This is a genomic window from Erythrobacteraceae bacterium WH01K, assembly GCA_027941995.1.
Taxonomy (GTDB): domain Bacteria; phylum Pseudomonadota; class Alphaproteobacteria; order Sphingomonadales; family Sphingomonadaceae; genus CAJXSN01.
In genome coordinates, this window is sequence record CP115966.1 from 164,916 (window position 1) to 187,482 (window position 22,567).

The 22,567-nt window shown below is 63.9% G+C and carries 21 protein-coding genes; 10 read left to right on the plus strand and 11 right to left on the minus strand.

What is annotated here, in order from left to right; genetic code table 11:
* Positions 1-46 precede the first annotated feature (46 nt).
* From PF049_00860 to PF049_00870, 3 genes are all read right to left on the minus strand, one after another.
* Positions 47-397: a hypothetical protein gene (locus PF049_00860; GenBank protein WBY16751.1), complete on the minus strand. Its 351-nt coding sequence runs from the start codon at positions 395-397 to the stop codon at positions 47-49.
* A 92-nt stretch (positions 398-489) separates the two neighbouring features.
* Positions 490-960, minus strand: a complete 471-nt coding sequence (ruvC, locus tag PF049_00865) for a crossover junction endodeoxyribonuclease RuvC (GenBank protein WBY16752.1) — start codon at positions 958-960, stop codon at positions 490-492.
* The gene (locus tag PF049_00870) at positions 957-1,703 is read right to left on the minus strand and encodes a YebC/PmpR family DNA-binding transcriptional regulator (protein WBY16753.1); all 747 of its coding nucleotides are present in this window, start codon (positions 1,701-1,703) and stop codon (positions 957-959) included. The genes ruvC and PF049_00870 overlap by 4 nt, the downstream gene beginning before the upstream one ends.
* Positions 1,704-1,758: 55 nt before the next feature.
* Between PF049_00870 and PF049_00875 the strand changes: the two genes are divergently transcribed.
* On the plus strand, positions 1,759-2,538 hold the full coding sequence (locus PF049_00875) for a CPBP family glutamic-type intramembrane protease (GenBank protein WBY16754.1): 780 nt from the start codon (positions 1,759-1,761) through the stop codon (positions 2,536-2,538).
* A 19-nt stretch (positions 2,539-2,557) separates the two neighbouring features.
* On the opposite strand, the gene PF049_00880 is transcribed toward PF049_00875, so the two are convergent.
* From PF049_00880 to PF049_00890, 3 genes are all read right to left on the minus strand, one after another.
* Positions 2,558-2,908, minus strand: coding sequence for a heavy metal-binding domain-containing protein (locus tag PF049_00880; GenBank protein ID WBY16755.1), 351 nt, complete (start codon positions 2,906-2,908; stop codon positions 2,558-2,560).
* A gap of 46 nt (positions 2,909-2,954) precedes the next feature.
* Complete coding sequence (locus PF049_00885) at positions 2,955-3,203, minus strand: DUF2312 domain-containing protein (GenBank protein WBY16756.1); 249 nt, start codon at positions 3,201-3,203, stop codon at positions 2,955-2,957.
* Between the two features lie 94 nt (positions 3,204-3,297).
* Positions 3,298-3,618, minus strand: a complete 321-nt coding sequence (locus PF049_00890) for a DUF1244 domain-containing protein (GenBank protein WBY16757.1) — start codon at positions 3,616-3,618, stop codon at positions 3,298-3,300.
* Between the two features lie 47 nt (positions 3,619-3,665).
* On the opposite strand from PF049_00890, the gene pyk reads away from it, so the two are divergent.
* Positions 3,666-5,147, plus strand: coding sequence for a pyruvate kinase (pyk, locus tag PF049_00895; GenBank protein WBY16758.1), 1,482 nt, complete (start codon positions 3,666-3,668; stop codon positions 5,145-5,147).
* Here the strand turns inward: pyk and gltX are convergent.
* The 4 genes from gltX to rpoB form a co-directional block, all read right to left on the minus strand.
* Positions 5,144-6,469: a glutamate--tRNA ligase gene (gltX, locus tag PF049_00900; protein WBY16759.1), complete on the minus strand. Its 1,326-nt coding sequence runs from the start codon at positions 6,467-6,469 to the stop codon at positions 5,144-5,146. The genes pyk and gltX overlap by 4 nt on opposite strands.
* 121 nt (positions 6,470-6,590) lie before the next feature.
* On the minus strand, positions 6,591-7,460 hold the full coding sequence (locus tag PF049_00905) for a hypothetical protein (protein ID WBY16760.1): 870 nt from the start codon (positions 7,458-7,460) through the stop codon (positions 6,591-6,593).
* Positions 7,461-7,549: 89 nt separating this feature from the next.
* A complete protein-coding gene (gene rpoC / locus PF049_00910) occupies positions 7,550-11,962 on the minus strand; it encodes a DNA-directed RNA polymerase subunit beta' (GenBank protein WBY16761.1) in 4,413 nt (1,470 codons plus the stop codon).
* An 83-nt stretch (positions 11,963-12,045) separates the two neighbouring features.
* Entirely contained in the window at positions 12,046-16,230 is a 4,185-nt protein-coding gene (gene rpoB, locus PF049_00915) for a DNA-directed RNA polymerase subunit beta (protein WBY16762.1), read from the minus strand.
* Positions 16,231-16,606: 376 nt separating this feature from the next.
* Between rpoB and PF049_00920 the strand changes: the two genes are divergently transcribed.
* From PF049_00920 to rplL, 7 genes are all read left to right on the plus strand, one after another.
* Positions 16,607-17,110, plus strand: a complete 504-nt coding sequence (locus PF049_00920) for a DUF2975 domain-containing protein (GenBank protein ID WBY16763.1) — start codon at positions 16,607-16,609, stop codon at positions 17,108-17,110.
* Positions 17,110-17,337 carry a helix-turn-helix transcriptional regulator gene (locus tag PF049_00925; GenBank protein ID WBY16764.1) on the plus strand — a complete coding sequence of 76 codons (228 nt, stop codon included), beginning with the start codon at positions 17,110-17,112 and terminating at the stop codon, positions 17,335-17,337. Before PF049_00920 ends, PF049_00925 begins: the two co-directional genes overlap by 1 nt.
* Complete coding sequence (locus PF049_00930; protein WBY16765.1) at positions 17,334-18,056, plus strand: hypothetical protein; 723 nt, start codon at positions 17,334-17,336, stop codon at positions 18,054-18,056. Before PF049_00925 ends, PF049_00930 begins: the two co-directional genes overlap by 4 nt.
* 71 nt (positions 18,057-18,127) lie before the next feature.
* Positions 18,128-18,415: a hypothetical protein gene (locus PF049_00935; GenBank protein WBY16766.1), complete on the plus strand. Its 288-nt coding sequence runs from the start codon at positions 18,128-18,130 to the stop codon at positions 18,413-18,415.
* Between the two features lie 151 nt (positions 18,416-18,566).
* Positions 18,567-18,848 carry a hypothetical protein gene (locus PF049_00940; GenBank protein ID WBY16767.1) on the plus strand — a complete coding sequence of 94 codons (282 nt, stop codon included), beginning with the start codon at positions 18,567-18,569 and terminating at the stop codon, positions 18,846-18,848.
* Between the two features lie 319 nt (positions 18,849-19,167).
* Positions 19,168-19,683, plus strand: a complete 516-nt coding sequence (rplJ, locus tag PF049_00945) for a 50S ribosomal protein L10 (GenBank protein ID WBY16768.1) — start codon at positions 19,168-19,170, stop codon at positions 19,681-19,683.
* Positions 19,684-19,766: 83 nt separating this feature from the next.
* Positions 19,767-20,144 (plus strand): 50S ribosomal protein L7/L12, encoded by a 378-nt coding sequence (gene rplL / locus PF049_00950; protein ID WBY16769.1) that lies wholly within the window; start codon positions 19,767-19,769, stop codon positions 20,142-20,144.
* A gap of 84 nt (positions 20,145-20,228) precedes the next feature.
* On the opposite strand, the gene PF049_00955 is transcribed toward rplL, so the two are convergent.
* Positions 20,229-20,777 (minus strand): acyloxyacyl hydrolase, encoded by a 549-nt coding sequence (locus tag PF049_00955; GenBank protein ID WBY16770.1) that lies wholly within the window; start codon positions 20,775-20,777, stop codon positions 20,229-20,231.
* A 238-nt stretch (positions 20,778-21,015) separates the two neighbouring features.
* Between PF049_00955 and PF049_00960 the strand changes: the two genes are divergently transcribed.
* On the plus strand, positions 21,016-22,425 hold the full coding sequence (locus PF049_00960) for an MATE family efflux transporter (GenBank protein WBY17943.1): 1,410 nt from the start codon (positions 21,016-21,018) through the stop codon (positions 22,423-22,425).
* Positions 22,426-22,567: the final 142 nt, after the last annotated feature.

Sequence of the window (22,567 nt, forward strand, 5' to 3'; positions counted from 1 at the left end):
CCGGCATTTCCGTCGGCGATGCACCGGAGTCAATCGCTCCCCGCGATCAGCCGGTACGGAAATTCACGATCCGGCCGTCGCTGCGGAATTCGCACAGGAATTGGTCGCGATTGCGGTCGCGGGAATCGATGCGGCCATCGACGCGCACGATGTCGCGGCTGCGCTGCTCGACCCGCTCCAGCGAAATGCGTCCGTAACGCGACGCTTCCCTGCCGCACGCATTGGCCGCAGCCCGCTCGAAATCGTTGAGGCGGTTCGTGTCGTAACCGCCCTGCGTTCCGGCCCCGCCAAGGACCGATCCGAGCACGGCACCGATCGGATTGCCGCCATAGCCCGTGGCGCATCCGCCCAGCAGCAAGGTGGTCGTGGCAAAGGCAGTCGTCAGGATCTTTCGCATTCCGGCTCTCCGCTTGAAACGCCTGCTTCGGCAAAGCCGCTGCGGCATGACGGTATTACGGCCGAGCTAAGGCATTGTTCCTTTGCGGGAATTCACCGCGGCGACAGATGCGCGTCGGCGATAGCCACAGCCAGCGCATCTGCAGCGTCCGCTCCGGCGACCTGTACGCCGGGAAGCAGGACCTTCAGCATCGCTTGGACCTGGCGCTTGTCCGCTGCGCCGGTTCCGACGACCGATTTCTTCACCAGCCGCGCGGAATGCTCGTTCACCCTCAGCCCGCCAGCACCGCAGGCCGCCAGCACCGCGCCGCGCGCCTGCGCCAGCTTTATGGTCGACTGCGCGTTCTTGTTGGCGAAAATCTCCTCCGCCGCCGCGCGGTCGGGGCGATGCGCAGCGACGACCGCAGCGATGGCGGAGTAAAGCTGGTCGAGCCGATCCGCCATGGGCGATTTCGGCGCGGTGGGCACCTGACCATTCGCGATATGCGCGATGCGGCTTCCCTCGATGCGGATAACGCCCCAGCCCGTGCAGCTGAGCGACGGGTCGAGGCCGAGGACGATCACGCGTCCAGCTTGGCCATCACCTCGTCAGAGATTTCGTAATTGCCCCACACGGTCTGGACGTCGTCGTCATCGTCCAGCGTGTCGATCAGCTTCAGCAGCGTGCCGGCGCCCTTCTCGTCCATGTCGACGGTCAGGTTCGGTTTCCATGCAAGCTTGACTTCCTTCGCCTCGCCCAGCGACTTTTCCAGGTCGCTCGACACCTGGTGCAGGTCTTCTGCCGCCGTCCAGATCTCGTGGCCGTCTTCGCTGGAGGAAATGTCTTCCGCCCCGGCTTCCATGGCAGCTTCCAGGATCTTCTCCTCGTCGCCTGCCTCGGGCCCGTATTCGATATAGCCCAGCCGTTCGAAGCCGTGGGCAACGCTGCCCTCGGTCCCCAGATTGCCGCCATTCTTGCTGAAGGCGGTGCGCACGGCCGTGGCGGTGCGGTTGCGGTTGTCGGTCAGCGCCTCGACGATGATGGCACTACCGCCGGGGCCGTAGCCTTCGTAGCGCACTTCCTCGTAATTCTCGCCATCCGCCGCGCTCGCCTTGTCGATCGCGCGCTGGATGTTGTCCTTGGGCATGGACTGCGCCTTGGCCGTATTGATCGCCAGGCGCAGACGCGGATTCATGTCCGGATCGGGCGTGCCCATTTTCGCCGCGACCGTAATTTCGCGCGAAAGCTTGGAAAACAGGTTGGAGCGTTTCTTGTCCTGCGCACCCTTGCGGTGCATGATGTTCTTGAATTTGGAATGGCCTGCCATGGGTCGCGTGCACCGATTGTAAGTGGATGAATCTGTAAGAGGTGCGCATAGCCCCATGACCCCGTCTCCCTCAACCCTTCCCTCGCCGGAGCGCGACGACATTTCGCCTGCCTCGACCGGCCTAAGGCCGCCGCTTGCCGCTTTCCTGCGCAGGCCAGTCCTGCCGGAACGCGCAACGGGGATCGGCGTGGAAGGTTTTCTCGGCGTCCTGCGCCTTTACGTAATTGATTTCGCGGCGATGAGCCTGCTCGGCATCCTGGCCATGGCAGCGCTTGCCGCAGGGTTCGAATTCCCGTCGAACTCGCTGAACGAGATCGCGCTGACGCCGATGGTGATTGCCGCCATCGTGCTGGGCGCGCCCCTGCTGGAGGAAACCGCCTTTCGCAGCTGGCTCTCGGGCAGGCCCGGCCACTGGCTCGTACTCGGCGTTTTGGCGGCGGGGTTTTTCCTGCTGACCCAGACCGACATCTCCCGGTCCGACGCGCCCGTGAACGTCAAGGCGATCGGCGGCGCGCTTCTTACCGGAGCGGGTGCGGTCGCGGCGCTCTACACCTTGCGTGGAAGAGCGCCCTTCCGCTGGTTTGCCGCTGCATTCCCGGTCGTCTTCTGGCTCGTGACACTGGCTTTCGCGCTGGTCCACCTGGCCAATTACACCGACGGGACCCTGCTGATCCTGCTGCCGCTGGTAATCCCGCAATTCATTGCCGGGGCGCTGTTCGGCTATGCCCGCGTCCATTACGGGCTGTGGGCAGCGATGCTGCTGCACGCCATGCACAACGGCACGGCGGTCGCGCTGGTTCTGGTGCTTGGCGAGATGCTGCCGGGCGCCGGTTGAGCGCGCCCGGCAAGCCTGATCAGGAAAGCTTCACCGCCGTACCGCTGGCCGACACCATGAGCATGGAGCCGGTATCGCCGATCACCTCGTAATCGAGATCGACGCCGACCACGGCATTGCCGCCCAGCGCCCCGCATTTCGCCTGCAATTCGTCGATCGCCTGCTGGCGGGCATCGCGCAGGATCCGTTCGTAGCTGCCCGAACGCCCGCCCACGATGTCGCGGATATTGGCGAACAGGTCGCGGAACAGGTTCGCCCCGACGATGACTTCGCCCGTCAAGATGCCGAGATAGGCCTCGATCGGGCGTCCTTCGATCGTCGGGGTCGTGGTTACGATGATGCCGCGCGCATCACTCCAGGGTCCGGCCATTCTGTCCTCCTCTGACTGTGCCACCAGCATGACACAGCAGGGGCGATCACACCATGCCGAGCGCCGTCTTGTAGGTGTCGAGCACCATTTCCTGCTCGCTGCGATCGTCCGGCTTCATCTTCCGCAGGCGGACGACCTGGCGCATGATCTTCGGATCGTACCCGACCGCCTTCGCCTCTGCGTAAACGTCGCGGATATCCTCGGCGATGCCCTTCTTTTCCTCTTCCAGCCGCTCGATCCGTTCGATCAGCAGGCGCAGGCGGTCATCGGCGGCATTGGCATCGGTATCGGCCATCGGGGGTCTCCGGTCATGTGTGAGAATCAGTTGCGCGCGCTTTAGCGAGCCAGTCCGGAGGGGTGAACCGCCAACCCGATTTATCGGACGATTATTATCGCGCGTTCTTTGCGACGCTCGCTTCCATGCGGTCCAGTTGTTCCCGCGTTGCCGGGGTCTGGCGCGTGGCTTTCCATTCGTCTTGCGGCATGCCGTGGATGAGCTCGCGTGCGGCGACCTTGTCGCCTTCGAAGCCGGCATCCATGATCCAGTCGGCGAGACAATTGCGGCAGAAACCGCTCAAGCCCATCAGGTCGATATTCTGTGCATCGTGGCGGTGCTGCAAATGCCGCACCAGCCTGCGGAAGGCAGCCGCTGCGACGGCATCGTCCAGCGTATCGAGACTGCCTTGCGAGCGGGGCGTATTCGTATCCATGCGTTTCGTCCTTGAGTTGCAATGTGGCGGTGCCATAGCTTCCCGCCATGGAAAAGCGCCCTGCAAAATCCGCCCCGCCCAAACTCGATCCCCGGGGCCGCAAGGTCAAGATCCTCGCGACGACGGGTCCTGCCAGCCGCGATCCCGAGATGCTGCGCCGCCTCTTTCGCGCAGGCGTCGATGCGTTCCGGGTGAACATGAGCCATGGCGAACACGCGCAGCATGCCGAAACGATCAAGGCGATCCGCGCGCTGGAGAAGGAATTCCACCGCCCGATCGCGGTTTTCTGCGACCTGCAGGGGCCCAAGCTGCGGGTCGGCAAATTCAAGGATGGCAAGGCGGTCATTCGCCATTCCGGGCACTTCACGCTCGACCGGCGCGATGAACCCGGCGACGAAACGCGGGTTCAGCTGCCCCATCCCGAACTGTTCGGCCTGCTGGAAAAGGGCCAGCGCCTGCTGATCAACGATGGCAAGATCCGGTTGCGGGTGATCAAGGCGGACGAGGACGCAATCCTGTGCTCGGCAGAGGTCGGCGGGGTCATCTCGGACCGCAAGGGCGTGAACGTGCCCGATGCCGAAATCCCGATCCCGGCCCTGACAGCGAAAGACCGCAAGGATCTTGCCTTTGCCGTGGAACAGGGCGCGGACTGGATCGGCCTCAGCTTCGTCCAGCGTCCCGAAGACCTTGCCGAAGCGCGGCGGCTGATGGGCGGCTATGGCGCCCTGTGTGCCAAGATCGAGAAACCCATGGCGGTTCGCCGGCTGGACGAGATCATCGAACTGTCCGACGGCATCATGGTCGCGCGCGGAGACCTGGGCGTGGAACTAGATCCGGAAGACGTTCCGCCGCTGCAGAAGACGATCGTCAACAAGACGCGCACGGCGGGCAAGCCGGTGATCGTCGCCACGCAAATGCTGGAAAGCATGATCGAGAGCCCCAGCCCGACCAGGGCCGAGGTCTCCGACGTCGCCAATGCAGTCTATGACGGGGCCGACGCCGTGATGCTCAGCGCGGAGACGGCTGCTGGCGACTGGCCAGAAGAAGCGGTCACCATCATGCACCGCATCGCGACCAAGGTTGAGAACGATCCGGAATATCTCGCCCGCGTGCGCTTCCTCGACACACCGCCCGACGCCACCACTGCCGACGCGCTGAGCCATGCCTGCATGACCATCGCGGACACAGTGAAGATCGGCGCGGTGACGGTCTTCACAGGCTCCGGCAGCACGGCCCGCCGTGTCGCCCGCGAACGCCCGAGCGTGCCGATGCTGGTCCTGACGCCCAGCATGCGCACGGCGCGCCGCCTCGCCCTGCTATGGGGCGCGCACGCCGTTGCGACGAAGGACATCGGCAGTTTCGAAGAGATGATCGCCAAGGGCAAGCGCATGGCCCTGCGCCACGGCTTCGGCGAGGCGGGCAGCAAGCTGATCGCGCTCGCCGGCGTGCCTTTCGGGACCCCGGGCAGCACGAACCTGCTGCATGTGGTGACGCTAACCGGCGACGAACTGGAGAAACACGGCAGCTAGGCAGAAGCGCGCTCGAGCCGCGCGCGCGCCTCCGTCTCGCCGATCAGCGGGAGCAGTTCGCCCATGTCGGGGCCGTGGCTCATGCCGGTCAGCGCCTGGCGTAGCGGCAGGAACAGCGCTTTGCCCTTGCGGCCCGTGGCCTCCTTCAGCTTTCCGGTCAGCGCACCCCAAGGGTTCTCGCCCCATTCCAGCGCCTGCGCCGCTTCGGCGAGATAGGCGCGATCCTCGTCGGAGAAGTCCACGGCATCCACCGGCCCGGTGACCAGCCGCCACCATTCCTGCGCCTCGGCAACGGTCGACACGTTGGGCTGCACAGCGTGCCAGCCGGCCTCGTCCATGCCGGCGGGCAGACGATCGGCCACGTCGCTGAAGGGCATCTGGTGGACGATGGCCGTGTTCACTCGCTCCAGCTCGGCCTCGTCGAACTTGGCTGGCGCGCGGCCAAAGGTGGAGAGGTCGAAGGTTTCGAGCAGCTTCTCGCGGTCGGCGATCGGCTCGACCGGCTGCGAGGTGCCGAGCCGCGCCAGCAGCGCGATGACCGCCTCGGGCTCGATCCCTTTCTCGCGGAATGCATCGCAGCCGAGCGAGCCCAGTCGCTTCGACAGCTTGCCTTCCTTGCCGACCAGCAGCGCCTCGTGCGCGAAAGCGGGCGGGGTCGCTCCCAGCGCCTCGAACATCTGCACCTGCACGGCGGTGTTGCTGACATGGTCTTCGCCGCGCAGCACCTGAGTCACGCCCATGTCGATATCGTCGACGCAGCTTGGCAGCATGTAGAGCCAGCTTCCGTCGGCGCGGCGGATCACCGGGTCGGACAGGGTCGCAGGGTCGAATTTCACCGCGCCGCGCACGCCGTCGTCCCATTGGATCGGCGAGTCATGGTCGAGCCGAAACCGCCAGTGCGGAGTGACGCCGTCTGCTTCCTTCGCCGCGCGTTCCTCGTCGGACAGCGCGAGTGCTGCGCGGTCGTAGATCGGCGGCTTGCCGCGTCCCAGCGCGATCTTGCGCTTGAGCTCCAGCTCGCGGGCGGTTTCGTAAGCCGGGTAGACGCGGCCTTCGGCTTTCAGCTTCTCGAAAGCCTCGTCGTAGAGGGCCAGCCGATCGGATTGCCGCGCCTCGCCATCCGGCTCCAGCCCCAGCCAGGCGAGGTCGGCGCGGATCGCATCGACATACTCCTCCTTCGACCGTTCGGCATCGGTGTCGTCGCTGCGGAGCAGGAATGCCCCCCCGGATTTGCGGGCGAGGAACCAGTTGTGCAGCGCCGTGCGGATATTGCCGACATGCAGCCGTCCGGTGGGCGAAGGGGCGAAACGGGTAGTGGTCATGGCCAAGTCCGATAGCCGATAGGAGCCGGCAGCGCGAGTGCCGCCGGGGCTGCGGACGGGAAGTTTTGCATCCCTGCGCTGGGCAGGTAGATCGGGCTTCGCATCTCGCCCTTCCCGTCGATTATTCCCGGTTTGGTTGACTTTGCCGCGTTCCTGCCCCGGGCGTGCTAACGGCAGCCCGTCGTGCCAGCGTCAGACTGCCGCCGCTACCGGACAGTGTAACTTTGCGCTCGGCCCCGCGTGTAATCGTCTCGGCCTTCCCGATGATGGAAAGAACCGTGTTCCTGCCCTTTGGCGGGACCACCGCGCAAACCTGGGGCAGCGGGGCCGGCTCTGCACCCGGAGGGAGCGGAGGGGGCGCCGGTATCTCCATGACGATGAAACGCTCGTTCACGATGCGATAGGGGACGGCGCCCCCAAGGCATGCCGGTTCGACGCGGATTGCATGGGCATCTGCCGTGACGCGCAGGCTTCCGGTTGGCTTTGACGGGCGCCCGTCGATCTGCACGACATCCCATTCTCCCTCCAGCGTTTCCGGCGGCGTCGACGAAGGTGCTTCAAGGACGAGACGGGTTTCGTCTCGCAACAGGACAATGTTCCCGTTTGGCTCTTTCGTCGAAGTCCAGCGCCCCTGAAGGGCTGTCATGACCGCAGGCAGGGGTTCGGGATAGCCGATATCGCATCTTGGCATCCCGCGCGGAAAAACATCGTCTGCGATAACCAGCTGACCCTCTTCTGCCCTGTATGACAGGATCCAGCCGGCGCATCCGGGTTCCCACGCCAGCGTATCGCTGCTGCCGGACAGGGGTATGCGCATGTCCAGTGTCTCGCCATCTAGTCGCGAGACCGTCCAGTGCCCTTGCAGATCGGGCACCGGTTCCGCGTTCGTCGAGATGTCCTGCAGCTCGTTCTCCGGCCGCAGGCTCGCATCCTGCGGCCCGCAGCCTGCCAGACTGAGCCCGATGGCAACCAGGACGAAGGGACATCTCATGCGCCGAGATTAGGCGTTGCCTCGACGAATAAAAAGCCCCGCCGGAGCGAACCGGCGGGGCTTGATATTTTTACCGTAGGGCTAGCCGATTACTCGGTGTCGTCGGTCTTCGGCTCGTCGGCAGCACCGTCGTCCTGTGCCTGCTCTTCCTTCGCGATGGCTTCGGGCTGAGTGCCCTCGTTTTCGCGCAGGTAATCGCCGGCGTCGGCATCGGTCCCGGTGCCGCTGTCGACCATCGCTGCCATGGTGGCATCGCCGGTCGCGGCAGTTTCCGCATCCTGGGCCAGTTCCGCTTCGTGCTGTTCCTTGGCGGTTTCGGCAGCGAGGAGCGCTTCCTGCTGCTTCTTCCACTGGGCGCGGAGGGCCGCATCGCGGCTGGAGGCGGTGACGCGAACGCGGTTCATCGCCGCGCCGGTACCGGCGGGGATGAGACGGCCCACGATCACGTTTTCCTTCAGGCCGATCAGCGTGTCCTTCTTGCCCTCGACCGACGCCTGCGTGAGCACGCGGGTCGTTTCCTGGAACGACGCGGCAGAGATGAAGGAACGCGTCTGGAGCGAGGCCTTGGTGATGCCGAGCAGGACCGGCGTACCCTGTGCCGGTTTCTTGCTGCGGGTCAGCTTGGCATTCGCTTCCTGCATTTCCTCCAGGTCGACCTGTTCGCCCGGCAGCAGCACGGTGTCGCCGCCATCGGTGATCTCGACCTTCTGCAGCATCTGGCGAACGATCACCTCGATGTGCTTGTCGTTGATCTTCACGCCCTGCAGTCGATAGACTTCCTGGATCTCGTTCACGAGATACTCGGCCAGCGCTTCCACGCCCATGACATCGAGGATGTCGTGCGGGTTCGGAGAGCCGGACACCAGCGTGTCGCCCTTCTTCACGAAGTCGCCTTCCTGAACGTCGATGACCTTGGTCTTCGCGATCAGGTACTCCACCGGATCCCCTTCCTCGGGGACGATGGCGATCTTGCGCTTCGCCTTGTATTCGCGGACGAATTCGATCTTGCCTGAAATCTTGGCAATGACCGACACATCCTTCGGAATACGGGCTTCGAACAGCTCGGCAACACGCGGCAGACCGCCGGTGATGTCGCGAGTCTTGGCAGCTTCGCGGCTGGCGCGGGCAAGGATGTCACCCGCTTCGACCGTCTGGCCGTCATCGACCGACAGCGACGTGCCCGGGGCCAGCATGTAGCGCTGGGCCTCGGTCTCGTCCGAATCGGCACTCTGGCCTTCGCCGAGCAGGGTCAGGCGCGGACGAAGGTCTTCCTTCTTCTTGCGCCCGGTTGCCCGGTTCTCGGTCACGACACGCTGGGCGATACCCGTTGCATCGTCCACGCGCTCTTCCATCGTCGAGCCGTCAACCAGGTCCTGGAACTTCACCACGCCCGAGGTTTCGGTGATGATCGGCAGGGTGAACGGATCCCATTCCGCCAGCCGGTCGCCTTCCGTCACCTTCTCGCCGTCCTTGTGCATCAGCACGGTACCGTAAGGCACCTTGTGGATCTCGCGCTCGCGGCCTTCGGCGTCGATCACTGCCAGTTCGCCGTTGCGGGCGAGCGACAGGATACGACCCTTCTTGTCCACGATGGTCGGCATGTCGCGATAGACGACCTTACCATCCGAGATGGATTCGAGGTGGCTGGTCTCGTTGAGCTGCGCGGCACCGCCGATGTGGAAGGTACGCATGGTCAGCTGCGTGCCGGGTTCACCGATCGACTGCGCGGCGATGACGCCGACAGCTTCACCGATGTTCACCGGCGTACCGCGGGCAAGGTCACGGCCATAGCACGTGCCGCACACGCCCTGGTCGGCTTCGCAGACCAGCGGAGAGCGGATCTTGGCGACCTGCACTTCGGCTTCCTCGATGGCCTTGACCATCGGTTCGTCGACCAGCGTGCCCTTCTTCACGATGACCTCGTCCGTCGCCGCATTGACGATATCCTCGGCCACGGTGCGGCCCAGGATACGCTCGCCCAGCGAAGCGATGACGCTGCCGCCCTGCACGATGGCACGCATTTCCAGCGCGTTATCCGTCTTGCAGTTCTCTTCCACGATGACGCAGTCCTGCGACACGTCGACGAGACGGCGGGTCAGGTAGCCCGAGTTCGCCGTTTTCAGAGCCGTGTCGGCCAGGCCCTTGCGGGCGCCGTGGGTCGAGTTGAAGTATTCGAGGACGGTCAGGCCTTCCTTGAAGTTCGAGATGATCGGCGTCTCGATGATTTCGCCCGAAGGCTTCGCCATCAGGCCGCGCATCCCTGCCAGCTGCTTCATCTGGGCGGGGCTACCACGGGCGCCGGAGTGGCTCATCATGTAGATCGAGTTGATCGGCGCCTCGCGGCCGTCGTCGTCGATCGGCTGCGACTTGATCTCTTCCATCATGGCATCGGCCACCTGGTCGCCGGTACGGCTCCAGGCGTCGATCACCTTGTTGTACTTTTCCTGCTGGGTGATCAGGCCGTCCTGGTACTGCTGCTCGTAATCGGCAACCTCGTCCTTGGCCTTCTCGATCATGCCTTCCTTGCTGGCCGGGATGATCATGTCGTCCTTGCCGAAGGAAATACCGGCCTTGAACGCGTGGCGGAAGCCCAGCGACATGATGGCGTCGGCAAACAGCACCGTGTCTTTCTGACCGGTGTGACGATAGACCTCGTCGATCACGTCGCCGATGTCCTTCTTCGTCAGCAGGCGGTTGACAATGTCGAAGGGAACCTTGTGGTTCTTAGGCAGGCATTCGCCGATCAGCATACGGCCCGGGGTCGTCTCGAAACGCTTCATTTCGATCTTGCCCTTCTCGTCCGCCTGCGGGACGCGGGTGATGATCTTCGTGTGAAGCGTGACGGCCTTCGTCTCGAGCGCCTGGTGCACTTCGGCCATGTCGGCAAAGCGCGGCAGCATCTCGATCTTCTCGCCGTTTTCCTCGACGAATTCGGGCTTCCTCTCCTGCCGTTCCATCGACAGGTAATAGAGACCCAGTACCATGTCCTGCGAAGGCACGATAATCGGCTTGCCGTTGGCGGGCGAAAGGATGTTGTTGGTGGACATCATCAGCACGCGCGCTTCCAGTTGGGCTTCCAGCGAGAGCGGCACATGGACGGCCATCTGGTCACCGTCGAAGTCGGCGTTGAAGGCCGAGCAGACGAGCGGGTGCAGCTGGATCGCCTTGCCTTCGATCAGCACGGGCTCGAACGCCTGGATGCCTAGACGGTGAAGCGTCGGAGCGCGGTTCAGCAGGACCGGGTGCTCGCGAATGACTTCATCCAGGATGTCCCAGACTTCCTTGCGTTCCTTCTCGACCCACTTCTTCGCCTGCTTCAGGGTCATGGAGAGACCCTTGGCGTCGAGGCGGGCGTAGATGAACGGCTTGAACAGCTCCAATGCCATCTTCTTGGGCAGGCCGCACTGGTGCAGTTTGAGTTCCGGACCGGTCACGATGACGGAACGGCCCGAATAGTCGACGCGCTTACCCAGAAGGTTCTGCCGGAAGCGGCCCTGCTTGCCCTTCAGCATGTCGCTGAGCGACTTCAGCGGACGCTTGTTCGCACCCGTGATCACGCGGCCGCGGCGACCGTTGTCGAACAGGGCGTCGACAGCTTCCTGCAGCATGCGCTTTTCGTTGCGGACGATGATGTCCGGCGCGCGCAGTTCCATGAGGCGCTTTAGGCGGTTGTTGCGGTTGATGACGCGGCGATAGAGGTCGTTGAGGTCGGACGTCGCGAAACGGCCACCGTCCAGCGGGACGAGCGGGCGCAGTTCCGGCGGAATGACCGGCACGACTTCCAGGATCATCCATTCCGGACGGTTGCCGGAATCGATGAAGCTTTCGACGACCTTCAGGCGCTTGATGATCTTGGCGGGCTTCAGCTTGGACTTGGTCGTCGCAAGCTCTTCCATGAGGTCATCACGCTCCTGCTCGAGGTCGAGCTCCATGAGCATGATCTTGACCGCTTCGGCACCGATGCCGGCGCTGAAAGCGTCTTCGCCGTATTCGTCCTGCGCGTCGAGCAGTTCGTCTTCCGTCAGCAGCTGGAATTTCTCCAGCGGCGTCAGGCCCGGCTCGACGACGATGTAGCTCTCGAAATAAAGCACGCGCTCCAGCTGCTTGAGCTGCATGTCGAGCAGCAGGCCGATGCGCGAAGGCAGCGACTTCAGGAACCAGATATGTGCGACGGGGGCGGCGAGCTCGATGTGGCCCATCCGCTCGCGGCGCACCTTGGTCACGGTGACTTCGACGCCGCATTTTTCGCACACGACGCCCTTGTACTTCATGCGCTTGTACTTGCCGCACAGGCATTCGTAGTCCTTCACCGGACCGAAGATGCGCGCGCAGAAGAGACCGTCACGCTCGGGCTTGAACGTGCGGTAGTTGATGGTTTCCGGCTTCTTGATCTCGCCGAAGGACCAGCTGCGGATACGCTCGGGGCTCGCCAGACCGATCTGGATCTGGTCGAAGGTTTCCGGCTTCGCGAGCTGGTTGGTGAATTTGGTCAGTTCGTTCATTTTTCACGTTCCCTTGCGGGTGAATTCAGGGGCGAGAGGAGCGGGCGGGTCACCGGTCGAACCGGCGCCCGCCCCACCCCGAATTATTCAGCGGCGATCTGCATGCCGTCGTCGTCCTCGTCGCCATCACCCAGGCTGGTGAGTTCGACGTTGAGGCCGAGGCTGCGCATTTCCTTGACGAGCACGTTGAAGCTTTCGGGAATGCCCGCCTCGAAGGTGTCGTCGCCCTTGACGATCGCTTCGTAGACCTTGGTCCGGCCGATCACGTCGTCGGACTTCACCGTCAGCATTTCCTGCAGCGTGTAGGCCGCACCGTAGGCCTGGAGCGCCCAGACCTCCATCTCGCCGAAGCGCTGTCCGCCGAACTGCGCCTTACCGCCCAGCGGCTGCTGGGTGACGAGGCTGTACGGTCCGATCGAACGCGCGTGGATCTTGTCGTCGACGAGGTGGTGCAGCTTCAGCATGTAGATGTAGCCCACGGTCACCTGGCGGTCGAAGGCATCGCCCGTGCGGCCATCGAACAGGGTCACCTGTCCGCTGCCCGGAAGGTCCGCCTTTTCCAGATAGGTCGTCACGTCACCTTCGCGGGCACCGTCGAAGACCGGCGTACCCATCGGGACGCCCATCTTGAGGTGACCGGCCAGTTCCACGATCTCTGCCGTCGAACGGGCTTCGATCTCGTCGTGATAGTCCTCGCCGTAGGCTTCCTTAAGGCGATCGACGACGGCGCTGGGCGGTGCTGCCTTGGCGTAGTCTTCCTTCGCATTCGGGTTGGCGAGCTTCCACTCTTCCAGTGCCTGCGTGACCTGCTGGCCGAGGCCGCGTGCGGCCATGCCCAGATGGGTCTCGAAGATCTGCCCGACATTCATGCGCGAAGGCACGCCCAGCGGGTTCAGCACGATGTCGACCGGCGTGCCGTCTTCCAGGAACGGCATGTCTTCTTCCGGCAGGATGCGCGAAATGACACCCTTGTTCCCGTGACGGCCGGCCATCTTGTCGCCCGGCTGCAGCTTGCGCTTCACGGCGACGAAGACCTTTACCATCTTCAGGACGCCCGGTGCCAGCTCGTCGCCGCGCTCCAGCTTTTCCTTACGGTCTTCGAACTTGTCGTCGATCAGCTTGACCGCATCGTCGTACTGGGTCTTCACCGCCTCGATCTGCTGCTGGCGATTGTCGTCGGCCACTGCGAACTTGAACCATTCGTGGCGGTCAATGCCTTCGAGCAGGTCCTCGTCGATCTCCGTGCCCTTCTTCACGCCCTTGGGCGCGGCAGAGGCGGTCTGGCCGACCAGCATGTCGCGCAAGCGGTTGTAGGTCGCACGGTTGAGGATGGCGCGTTCGTCCTGGCTGTCCTTCTTGAGGCGTTCGATCTCCTCGTTCTGGATGGCACGCGTACGGTCGTCGATCTCGATACCGTGACGGTTGAAGACGCGAACCTCGACCACCGTCCCGGCGACGCCCGGCGGCAGGCGGAGCGAGGTGTCGCGCACGTCGCTGGCCTTTTCGCCGAAGATGGCGCGCAGCAGCTTTTCTTCCGGCGTCATCGGGCTTTCGCCCTTCGGCGTGATCTTGCCGGCCAGGATATCGCCCGGATGCACTTCGGCGCCGATATAGACGATGCCCGCCTCGTCGAGGTTGCGCAGGGCTTCCTCGCCGACGTTCGGAATGTCGCGGGTGATGTCTTCCGGCCCCAGCTTCGTGTCGCGGGCCATGACTTCGAATTCCTCGATGTGGATCGAGGTGAAGACATCGTCCTTCACGATGCGCTCGGAGATGAGGATGCTGTCCTCGTAGTTGTAGCCGTTCCAGGGCATGAACGCGACGAGGCTGTTCTTGCCCAGCGCCAGCTCGCCGAGATCGGTCGAGGGACCGTCGGCGATGATGTCGCCCTGTTCGATCAGGTCGCCCACCTTCACCAGCGGACGCTGGTTGATGCAGGTGTCCTGGTTCGAACGCTGGAACTTCTGCAGCGTGTAGATGTCGACGCCCGACTGGCCGGGCTCGACGTCGCCCTGCGCACGGATGACGATACGGGTCGCGTCGACCTGGTCGACGATGCCACCGCGGGTCGCCGTGATCGCCGCGCCGCTGTCGCGGGCCACGGTCTCTTCCATGCCGGTACCGACGAAGGGCGCTTCCGCCTTCACCAGCGGCACGGCCTGGCGCTGCATGTTGGCACCCATCAGTGCACGGTTGGCGTCATCGTTTTCCAGGAACGGAATGAGCGATGCACCGACCGAGACGAGCTGCTTGGGCGACACGTCCATCAGAGTGATCGTCTCGCGCGGAGCCATCAGGTTGTCGCCGTTCTGGCGCGCGCTGATCAGCTCTTCCACGAAGCTGCCGTCGTCGTTCAGTTCGGCCGAAGCCTGTGCGACGGTGTGTTTCTGCTCTTCCATGGCGGACAGGTAGATCACGTCGGAGGTGACCTTGCCGTCCTTCACCTGGCGGTACGGCGTTTCGATGAAGCCGTACTTGTTCACCCGGCTGAAGCTGGCGAGCGAGTTAATGAGGCCGATGTTCGGGCCTTCCGGCGTTTCGATCGGACAGATGCGGCCGTAATGCGTCGGGTGGACGTCGCGGACTTCGAAGCCCGCACGCTCTCGCGTGAGACCACCCGGCCCGAGCGCGGAGACGCGGCGCTTGTGGGTGACTTCCGAGAGCGGGTTGGTCTGGTCCATGAACTGCGAGAGCTGGCTGGAGCCGAAGAACTCGCGCACGGCAGCCACAGCGGGCTTCGCGTTGATCAGGTCGTTCGGCATGACGGTCGACACGTCCACGCTGGACATGCGTTCCTTCACGGCGCGTTCCATGCGCAGCAGGCCGACGCGGTACTGGTTTTCCAGCAGTTCGCCGACCGAACGCACACGGCGGTTGCCGAGGTTGTCGATGTCGTCGACTTCGCCCTTGCCGTCCTTCAGGTCGACCATTTCCTTCACCACGGCGAGGATGTCTTCCTTGCGCAGCGTGGTGACGGTGTCTTCGACATCGAGGTCGAGGCGCATGTTGAGCTTGACGCGGCCCACGGCGGACAGGTCGTAACGCTCGCTGTCGAAGAACAGGCCTTCGAACAGGGCTTCCGCCGTTTCCTTGGTCGGCGGTTCGCCCGGACGCATGACCTTGTAGATGGCCTCGAGGCCCTCGTCGCGGTTCTCGGCCTTGTCGACCTTCAGCGTGTTGCGGATCCACGGGCCGGTGTTGATCTCGTCGATGTCGAGCAGTTCGAGACGGTCGATACCCGCGCCGTCCAGCGCCTCGAGGTTCTCGACCGACACTTCGTCGCCCGCCTCGATGTAGATGCGGCCGGTGCTTTCATCGATCATGTCGCGCGATGCGTAACGGCCGATTACTTCCTCGGTCGGCAGCAGGAGCGTTTCCAGGCCATCCTTGGCAGCCTTGTTGGCGGCACGCGGGCTGATCTTCTGGCCGGCAGGGAAAATTTCCTCGCCGGTCTTCGCATCGACCAGGGCAAAGCCCGGCTTCTGGTTGCGCCATGCCTCCGCATCGAACGGGATCTTCCACCCGTCCTTCGCTCGCTCCCACTCCATGGTGCCGTAGAAGTGATGCAGGATGTCTTCGCTATCGAGGCCGAGCGCGAACAGCAGGCTGGTGACCGGCAGCTTGCGTTTGCGGTCGATGCGGACGTTGACGACGTCCTTCGCGTCGAATTCGAAATCGAGCCAGCTGCCGCGATAGGGAATGACGCGGGCGGCGAACAGCAGCTTGCCGGAACTGTGCGTCTTGCCGCGGTCGTGGTCGAACAGCACACCGGGCGAACGGTGCATTTGGCTGACGATCACGCGCTCGGTACCGTTGATGACGAAGGTGCCGTTGCCCGTCATGAGCGGCATGTCGCCCATGTAGACTTCCTGCTCCTTGATATCGAGCACGGAGCGGGTTTCGGTTTCCTGGTCGACTTCGAAGACGATCAGGCGCAGCGTCACGCGCATGGGCGCGGCATAGGTGATGCCGCGCTGGCGGCATTCGACGATGTCGTATTTCGGCGGCTCGAGCTCGTAATCGACGAAGTCCAGCTCCGCCGTGCCGGCGAAATCGCGAATCGGGAAGACCGAGCGCAGGGTCTTTTCCAGGCCGGAGACGTAATCGATCTCCTTGTTGGAACGCAGGAACTGTTCGTAGCTCTCGCGCTGCACCTCGATCAGGTTCGGCATCTGCACCACTTCGTGGATGTCGCCGAAGATCTTGCGGATGCGCTTCTTGCCGGTGCCGGTCTGCTTGCGGGCCGGTTTCTTCGCTTTGGTCGCCATGGAGGAGTTTCGCCTTCTCTCGTCCCGGGCGGCAGGAGGATCCCGCCGGCCGATGAAATTTCGCTCGTCACGGGAAAGGCCATGATCGCCGGACGCAGAAAAAGGCCGCAGTGATTCGCACGCCCCACCGGGCCTGCGGACTGCAGCTTTCGTCTTCAAACGTCGCGATTATGGCGTACGCCGCTTCCATCCCTGGCCGAACCCCGCGCTTGGATCGGCCGTGCTCGAAGCGCGCGTGTGAGGCCAGATAGGATTGCGGCGCACTTTTGTCAAACGGGCCACATCGGTTACTTATCGTTTTTCGATATTATCGATTGACGATAAGGCGAATCGCGCTTATCGAAAAACGATAACTCGCACCGAAAGGCTTCGCTCCATGCTTCGCACCGCGCATCTTGTCCTCGGCATACTAAACGGCCTCAACTGGGCGCTCGGGGTCCCGTTCGTCCTGCTGTTTGCATTCCTCGCGATAGAGCCATCCGCATTGCCAAACCAGATAGCGACCGAGTTCGATCCGCGCGAAACGGGGGCGCTGGTCCGCTGGCTCTGGGTTGCCTGCGCCGTGTCCATCCTGACCGTTCCGCTCGCTCACATCATCTTCACCAGGCTGCGCCGCATGATCCGCGATTCCGAGCAGGGCGATGCGTTCTCGCCCGCCAGCATCGGGTCGCTGCGCACCATTGCGCTTTGCATGCTGGGCATCGGTGTGGGCGACCTCGCCTTCGGGCTGACATCCATCGACGTGAGCGAGCAGACGGGCGAATATCTCGGCTGGTCGCCCTCCCTTTCGATCTGGCTCGTATCGGGCCTCCTCCTCGTGCTGGCCCGCATCTTCGCAGAGGGGCTCGCCATGCGCGAGGACCTGGAGGGCACGGTCTGATGGCCGGGGGCACATCCATATCCGTCCGGCTCGACCAGCTGCTGGAAGACCGGAGCATGACCATGACCGAGCTTGCCCAGCGGATCGACCTGACGCTGGCCAACCTGTCCATCCTGAAGACGGGCAAGGCCAAGGCCATCCGTTTCACCACGCTCGAAGCCATCTGCCGCGAACTGGACTGCCAGCCCGGCGACCTGCTGACCTATGACCAAGGAGACGATTCATGACTTTCGGAAAGGCATTCATCCACGCCCATCGCGAGACCCTCGCCTTCATGCTCGCATGTCCCCTGATCGCGATGATCCCGGTCGTCGGCGAGCTTTTCCAGCATTACGTCGAGATGGGGCTCGGGATGTATGACGGGACGGACGGCGCGCAGGCGGCCGAGGCGGCACCGGCACGGATGCAGGCCGGGATGATCAAGATCTTCACCCTCTCGTTCATTGGCTATCCCCTGGTCCGCTTCCTGGCGGGTGGGCGCGACGCGGCGGCTGCGCGCACGCTGGAACCGCGAGCCGCCGCGACGTTTGCCGTCGTCCTGTTCATCCAGCTGGCAATTGCCGCGATGGACCTGTTCGCAATGCAGGGATCGCCTGCGGTTTCGCTGGCCGTGTTCGCCGCGATGCTGGTCCTGACCCCGCTATTCCTGCGCTGGATGGTCGCTGCGCCGCTGGGCATCTGGGTGTCGCCGGCGCGCTCGGCACGCGAAATGCTACCCTCTCTTGCCTGGGCGGTCGTCTTCACCTTCACGGTGATGCTCCCGCTGATGGTCGTGCATTACGGACTGGGGATCGGGGCGATCTTCGCACCGGACGCGCTCAAATGGCCCCTGCTCATCCTCGACAGCTTCGTCGTCGGCGCCCTTGCGATCGTCATCGGCGCGGGCAACTGGATCGCGGCCATCCGCCCCGGACCCGTCATCGGGAACCATGCAGCAACAGCGTAGGCATTTTTTCGGGAACCGCTTTGCACGGCGGGAGTATTAGCTCGGATATCAACCGGACAGGGGTCCAAATCATGAAGAAGATTATTGCTGCCGCCACGCTTCCCGCCCTCCTCCTCGTCGCAGCGTGCGACGGCGCAGGTGAAGAACTCGCCGAAGAGCAGGACGACGTGGCCGAAGCCGAAGCCGAAGTGATGGACGCAGAAGCCGGCGTCGTCGAAGCCGAAGCCGACCTCGCCGAAGAACGTGCCGATGTTGCCGAAGCACAAGGCGACGATGTCGGCGCCGCAGAAGCAGACCAGTCGGCCGAGAACCTCGAGCAGCAGGCCGAGGAACTGGAAGACACTGCCGACGGCATCTGATCGGTTTTGCAAACCTGAAGAAAACAGCGCGTTTCCCCCGGGAAGCGCGCTGTTTTCGTGTCTGCCGTCCGGAACGATTGCCGAGGGCCGGCCGTTCCTTCTCCCATATACCGGGCCATTCGGATGGTCCGCCGCACGAAAGGATGTCCCGATGAAGAAGACCGTACTGCTTGCCGCCCTGCCCCTGTCGCTCGCCGTCACTGCCTGCGGCGAAGAACTCGATGGCGGGGATACTGCCGATCTGGGCAGCGACGTGACCACCGGTGAAACCGGCATGGAAGGTGCAGCCGATTACGAGCCGGGCGAAGACGGCCCTCTCCAGAACGATGTCGTGCCGGACGAGACGATGACCGACGAAGGCGCAGCGGGCGATGCCATGATGGTGGAAGACGCGCCGATGAACGACACCATGACCGATACCGCAGGGTCCTGATACAGGCAGGATACTCTACGCGGCCCTTGACTCGCCGCGCCATGCGTATAGAGGCCCGCCACGAACGGCGGGCCTTTTCGTGTCTGCCGCTCATCCGTCCGAGACAGCTGGTGAAGGGCCTGTCCCTTCTTAATCTCCAGCCGAGATGGGAAAAGAGATTTCGCCCCGGCCTGCACGGGGCCCCTGGCGGGTTGCTGCCCGCCTCCTCCTTCCCTTCGACAAACGGACTCGCCCCTGGCGCGGCCTCGCTCGCGTCCGGGACAAACGTAGCCGGCCGTCCGGGAGCCATTCCGGTCGGCCATTTGTGAAGGAGTATGGCATGGATCGTTCGCAGAAAGCCGACGCGGTCGCCCAGCTCAATGCAGTCTTCAACGAGGTTGGCGTGGTCGTCGTGACCCGCAATCTCGGCCTGACGGTGGAACAGTCCACCGATCTGCGCGGGAAGATGCGTGAAGCCGGTGCGTCCTACAAGGTTGCGAAGAACCGCCTCGCCAAGCTCGCCCTGAAAGACACCCCGTATGCCGGCATGGAAGACATGCTGTCGGGGCCGACCGCTCTCGGTTATTCCGAAGATCCGGTCGCTGCAGCGAAAGCTGCTGTCGATTTTGCCAAGACGAACGACAAGCTCGAAATCGTCGGCGGCAGCATGGGCGGACAGGTGCTCGACGAAGCAGGGATCAAGGCACTCGCCTCGATGCCGAGCCTCGACGAGCTGCGTGGCACGATTGTCGGTCTCGTCAACGCCCCGGCGACGAAAATCGCCCAGGTCGTCAACGCGCCCGCCAACAAGCTTGCTCGCGTCTTCGGTGCCTATGGCGCCAAGGAAGCAGCATAAGCGGTTCCGCAAAAGCAGACATTCAATGGGGTTCGATTGCAGCATGACGCTGCGCCCCGCCGATTATTTTGGAGTGATACAACATGGCCGATATTGCCAAGCTGGTTGAAGAACTGAGCAAACTGACCGTCCTGGAAGCTGCAGAGCTGGCCAAGGCACTGGAAGAAGAGTGGGGCGTGAGCGCCGCAGCAGCCGTCGCCGTCGCAGGCCCGGCAGCTGGTGGCGGCGATGCAGCCGCTGCTGAAGAAAAGGACGAATTCGACGTGGTTCTCACCGGCGACGGTGGCAAGAAGATCCAGGTCATCAAGGAAGTCCGTGCGATCACCGGTCTGGGTCTGGGCGAAGCCAAGGCTCTGGTCGAAGGCGCACCGAAGCCGCTCAAGGAAGGCGTTGCCAAGGCAGAAGCCGAAGAGATCAAGAGCAAGATCGAAGCAGCCGGCGGTACCGTCGAACTCAAGTAAGCGTCTCGCTTGCAGCTTCGATCCGTTCGCGGATCACGAAAGGGGCGTCACCAGCAATGGTGGCGCCCTTTCCCGTTTGGGTTCCTACAGTTTGAAATTGATCCGCAGGCCCATCGTATCGATACCGGGGTTCTGCTCGCTGTCGAAGATCTGGGCGTTGCTGATGTGGACCCAGCTCGCCTCTACCGACACGCGCTCTGACAGATGGGTGCCGATGGCGATTTCGGGCGCGAACAGGATGCGGCTGCCAAGATCGGTGCGGATGCGGGTCGCGGGGTCCACGCGCGTGGACGGTGCATCGTGGACGACCAGGCCGATCCCCGGACGAAGATAAACGGGGCCGATCTCCGCCTTCCAGCCAAGGCCCGCGCCGGCAAAGCTGGTATCGCCGTCCAGGTTGACCGAACCGAAGATGTACGGCTCCGGCGACCCGATAGCTGCCAGACCCTCGATCGGGGCGAAACGATAGCCCGCCTGCAGGTCCACCCCGCCCTCGCCCGTGTCGAAGGTAAAAGGCGTGTCGACCGCATGCGCGTAGACGCCGCCATAGACCTCCTGGGCCATTGCAGGAGAGCCGAGGCTGGTAGCAGCGGCGATACCGGCCAGCAGGCCCGCAGATCGAATGGTGGGCATGGAATAAGGCTCCCCTGTTCAAAAACTCGTGCCATGGCCTAGCCCGCCCTCCCGCAACGGGGGCTGAACGTGTGCCCCGAAGGCCGCATCGCCAAGGCTTACAGGCACGGTCCGCCAATTCCGTTTGCCGACCGGACGCATCGCAGCCTACCAAGCCGGCCCCATGACACGCGGCGCTTCTCCCGATCACTCCCCGGACACGGTGCCGGAACCCGTGCCGGTCCCGCCGGTGACGGGAATGGCCGATGAAGACATCGTGCCCGCTTCTGGCTGGCGCGAGGAGATCGGCGCGACCTTCCGCATGAGCTGGCCGCTGGCGCTCGCGAACCTGCTGCAGATGCTGACCTATGCGATCGACGTCATCTTCATCGCGCGTCTGGGCGAACAGCCGCTGGCAGCTTCGGCGCTGGTGGTCGCGCTGTTCGGGATGGTGTTGTGGGCATTGTCGGGCCTGACCGGGGCGGTGGCGCCGGTAATTTCCGCCGAACTCGGCGAGCGCAGCCCGGCCCTTCGTCCGGTGCGAAGGGGAACGCGCATGGCGCTCTGGCTGGCGCTGGCCAGCGGTATCGCCGGCATGGGCGCATGCCTCGCGCTCGGGCCGATCATGCGAGCAACCGGCCAGCAGCCGGAAATCATCGCGCTGGCCGTCAGCTACAACGTGCTGCTGATCTGGTCGATGGTGCCGATGCTGTTCAACAACGTCCTGCGCAACTTCGTGTCGGCGCTGGGACGCCCGATCTTCGCAACTGCCATCACGGCGGGCGGCATCGGTGTGAACGCGCTGGCCAATTACGCCTTCATCTTCGGTAATTTCGGCGCGCCGGAACTGGGCCTGAAGGGCGCCGCCGTCGCGACCATCCTGACCTCCCTGGCGACGCTGGCTGCTTATGTTGCCGCGATCCGGCTCGACCGCCGGATGCATCGCTACCGCATCTTCGGCCGGTGGTGGGCCGCCGATTGGGCCCGGTTCCGGCAAATTGTTGCAATCGGAACGCCCATCGCCCTCACGATTACCGCGGAGGCCGGCATTTTCGGGGCCGCCGCCTTCCTGATGGGCAATATCGGCGCGACCCAGCTTGCCGCGCATACGGTGGCCCTGCAGATTGCCGCGCTCGCCTTCCAGGTTCCCTTCGGCATCGGGCAGGCGGCCACGATCAGGGTCGGCTATTTCTATGGCGCGCGCGATGCAGCCGGTATGGGCCGCGCCGGATGGACCGGGATCGGCATGGGCACGGGCTTCATGGTCGTGACCGCCGCTGCCATGATCCTCGTGCCATTGCCGCTGCTGTCCATCTATATCGATCCATACGACCCCGCAAATGGAGAGCTGGTTGCGTTTGCCCTCAGCTATCTCGCCATTGCGGCCGCCTTCCAGCTGTTCGACGGGATGCAGGCGGTCGCCGCCGGCGCGCTGCGCGGATTGCAGGATACGCGCGTGCCGATGTGGTTCGCCATCTTCGCCTACTGGGTCCCGGGCATCGGCACTGCGCTGGCCCTCGGCTTCGCAACCCCGCTGGAGGGGATCGGTGTCTGGATCGGGCTGGCGGTCGGATTGTTCGTCGCCGCGATCCTGCTGACCTGGCGCTGGACCGCCCGCGAGCGGCTGCAACTCACATCGCGCGAAGCAGCGCAGCTCCGCCCTGCCTGACCTGTCGCACAGCCCGGCAAAGGGCGCGCAACTTTTTTAGCCCGGCCCCCGTTGACTCAATGCAGGCGGCGCACCATTTGCGACGCGCTGGCACTCTCGCAGTGGGAGTGCCAATCAACATACAACAGCAACCTGAAGAGGC

What these genes read in the sequence shown, in the direction of transcription:
- PF049_00860 (WBY16751.1), bottom strand. Translation starts at nt 397, where the DNA reads ATGCGAAAGATCCTGACGACTGCCTTTGCCACGACCACCTTGCTGCTG.
- PF049_00870 (WBY16753.1), bottom strand. Translation starts at nt 1,703, where the DNA reads ATGGCAGGCCATTCCAAATTCAAGAACATCATGCACCGCAAGGGTGCG.
- PF049_00875 (WBY16754.1), top strand. Translation starts at nt 1,759, where the DNA reads ATGACCCCGTCTCCCTCAACCCTTCCCTCGCCGGAGCGCGACGACATT.
- PF049_00880 (WBY16755.1), bottom strand. Translation starts at nt 2,908, where the DNA reads ATGGCCGGACCCTGGAGTGATGCGCGCGGCATCATCGTAACCACGACC.
- PF049_00885 (WBY16756.1), bottom strand. Translation starts at nt 3,203, where the DNA reads ATGGCCGATACCGATGCCAATGCCGCCGATGACCGCCTGCGCCTGCTG.
- PF049_00890 (WBY16757.1), bottom strand. Translation starts at nt 3,618, where the DNA reads ATGGATACGAATACGCCCCGCTCGCAAGGCAGTCTCGATACGCTGGAC.
- pyk (WBY16758.1), top strand. Translation starts at nt 3,666, where the DNA reads ATGGAAAAGCGCCCTGCAAAATCCGCCCCGCCCAAACTCGATCCCCGG.
- gltX (WBY16759.1), bottom strand. Translation starts at nt 6,469, where the DNA reads ATGACCACTACCCGTTTCGCCCCTTCGCCCACCGGACGGCTGCATGTC.
- PF049_00905 (WBY16760.1), bottom strand. Translation starts at nt 7,460, where the DNA reads ATGAGATGTCCCTTCGTCCTGGTTGCCATCGGGCTCAGTCTGGCAGGC.
- rpoC (WBY16761.1), bottom strand. Translation starts at nt 11,962, where the DNA reads ATGAACGAACTGACCAAATTCACCAACCAGCTCGCGAAGCCGGAAACC.
- rpoB (WBY16762.1), bottom strand. Translation starts at nt 16,230, where the DNA reads ATGGCGACCAAAGCGAAGAAACCGGCCCGCAAGCAGACCGGCACCGGC.
- PF049_00920 (WBY16763.1), top strand. Translation starts at nt 16,607, where the DNA reads ATGCTTCGCACCGCGCATCTTGTCCTCGGCATACTAAACGGCCTCAAC.
- PF049_00925 (WBY16764.1), top strand. Translation starts at nt 17,110, where the DNA reads ATGGCCGGGGGCACATCCATATCCGTCCGGCTCGACCAGCTGCTGGAA.
- PF049_00930 (WBY16765.1), top strand. Translation starts at nt 17,334, where the DNA reads ATGACTTTCGGAAAGGCATTCATCCACGCCCATCGCGAGACCCTCGCC.
- PF049_00935 (WBY16766.1), top strand. Translation starts at nt 18,128, where the DNA reads ATGAAGAAGATTATTGCTGCCGCCACGCTTCCCGCCCTCCTCCTCGTC.
- PF049_00940 (WBY16767.1), top strand. Translation starts at nt 18,567, where the DNA reads ATGAAGAAGACCGTACTGCTTGCCGCCCTGCCCCTGTCGCTCGCCGTC.
- rplJ (WBY16768.1), top strand. Translation starts at nt 19,168, where the DNA reads ATGGATCGTTCGCAGAAAGCCGACGCGGTCGCCCAGCTCAATGCAGTC.
- rplL (WBY16769.1), top strand. Translation starts at nt 19,767, where the DNA reads ATGGCCGATATTGCCAAGCTGGTTGAAGAACTGAGCAAACTGACCGTC.
- PF049_00955 (WBY16770.1), bottom strand. Translation starts at nt 20,777, where the DNA reads ATGCCCACCATTCGATCTGCGGGCCTGCTGGCCGGTATCGCCGCTGCT.
- PF049_00960 (WBY17943.1), top strand. Translation starts at nt 21,016, where the DNA reads ATGGCCGATGAAGACATCGTGCCCGCTTCTGGCTGGCGCGAGGAGATC.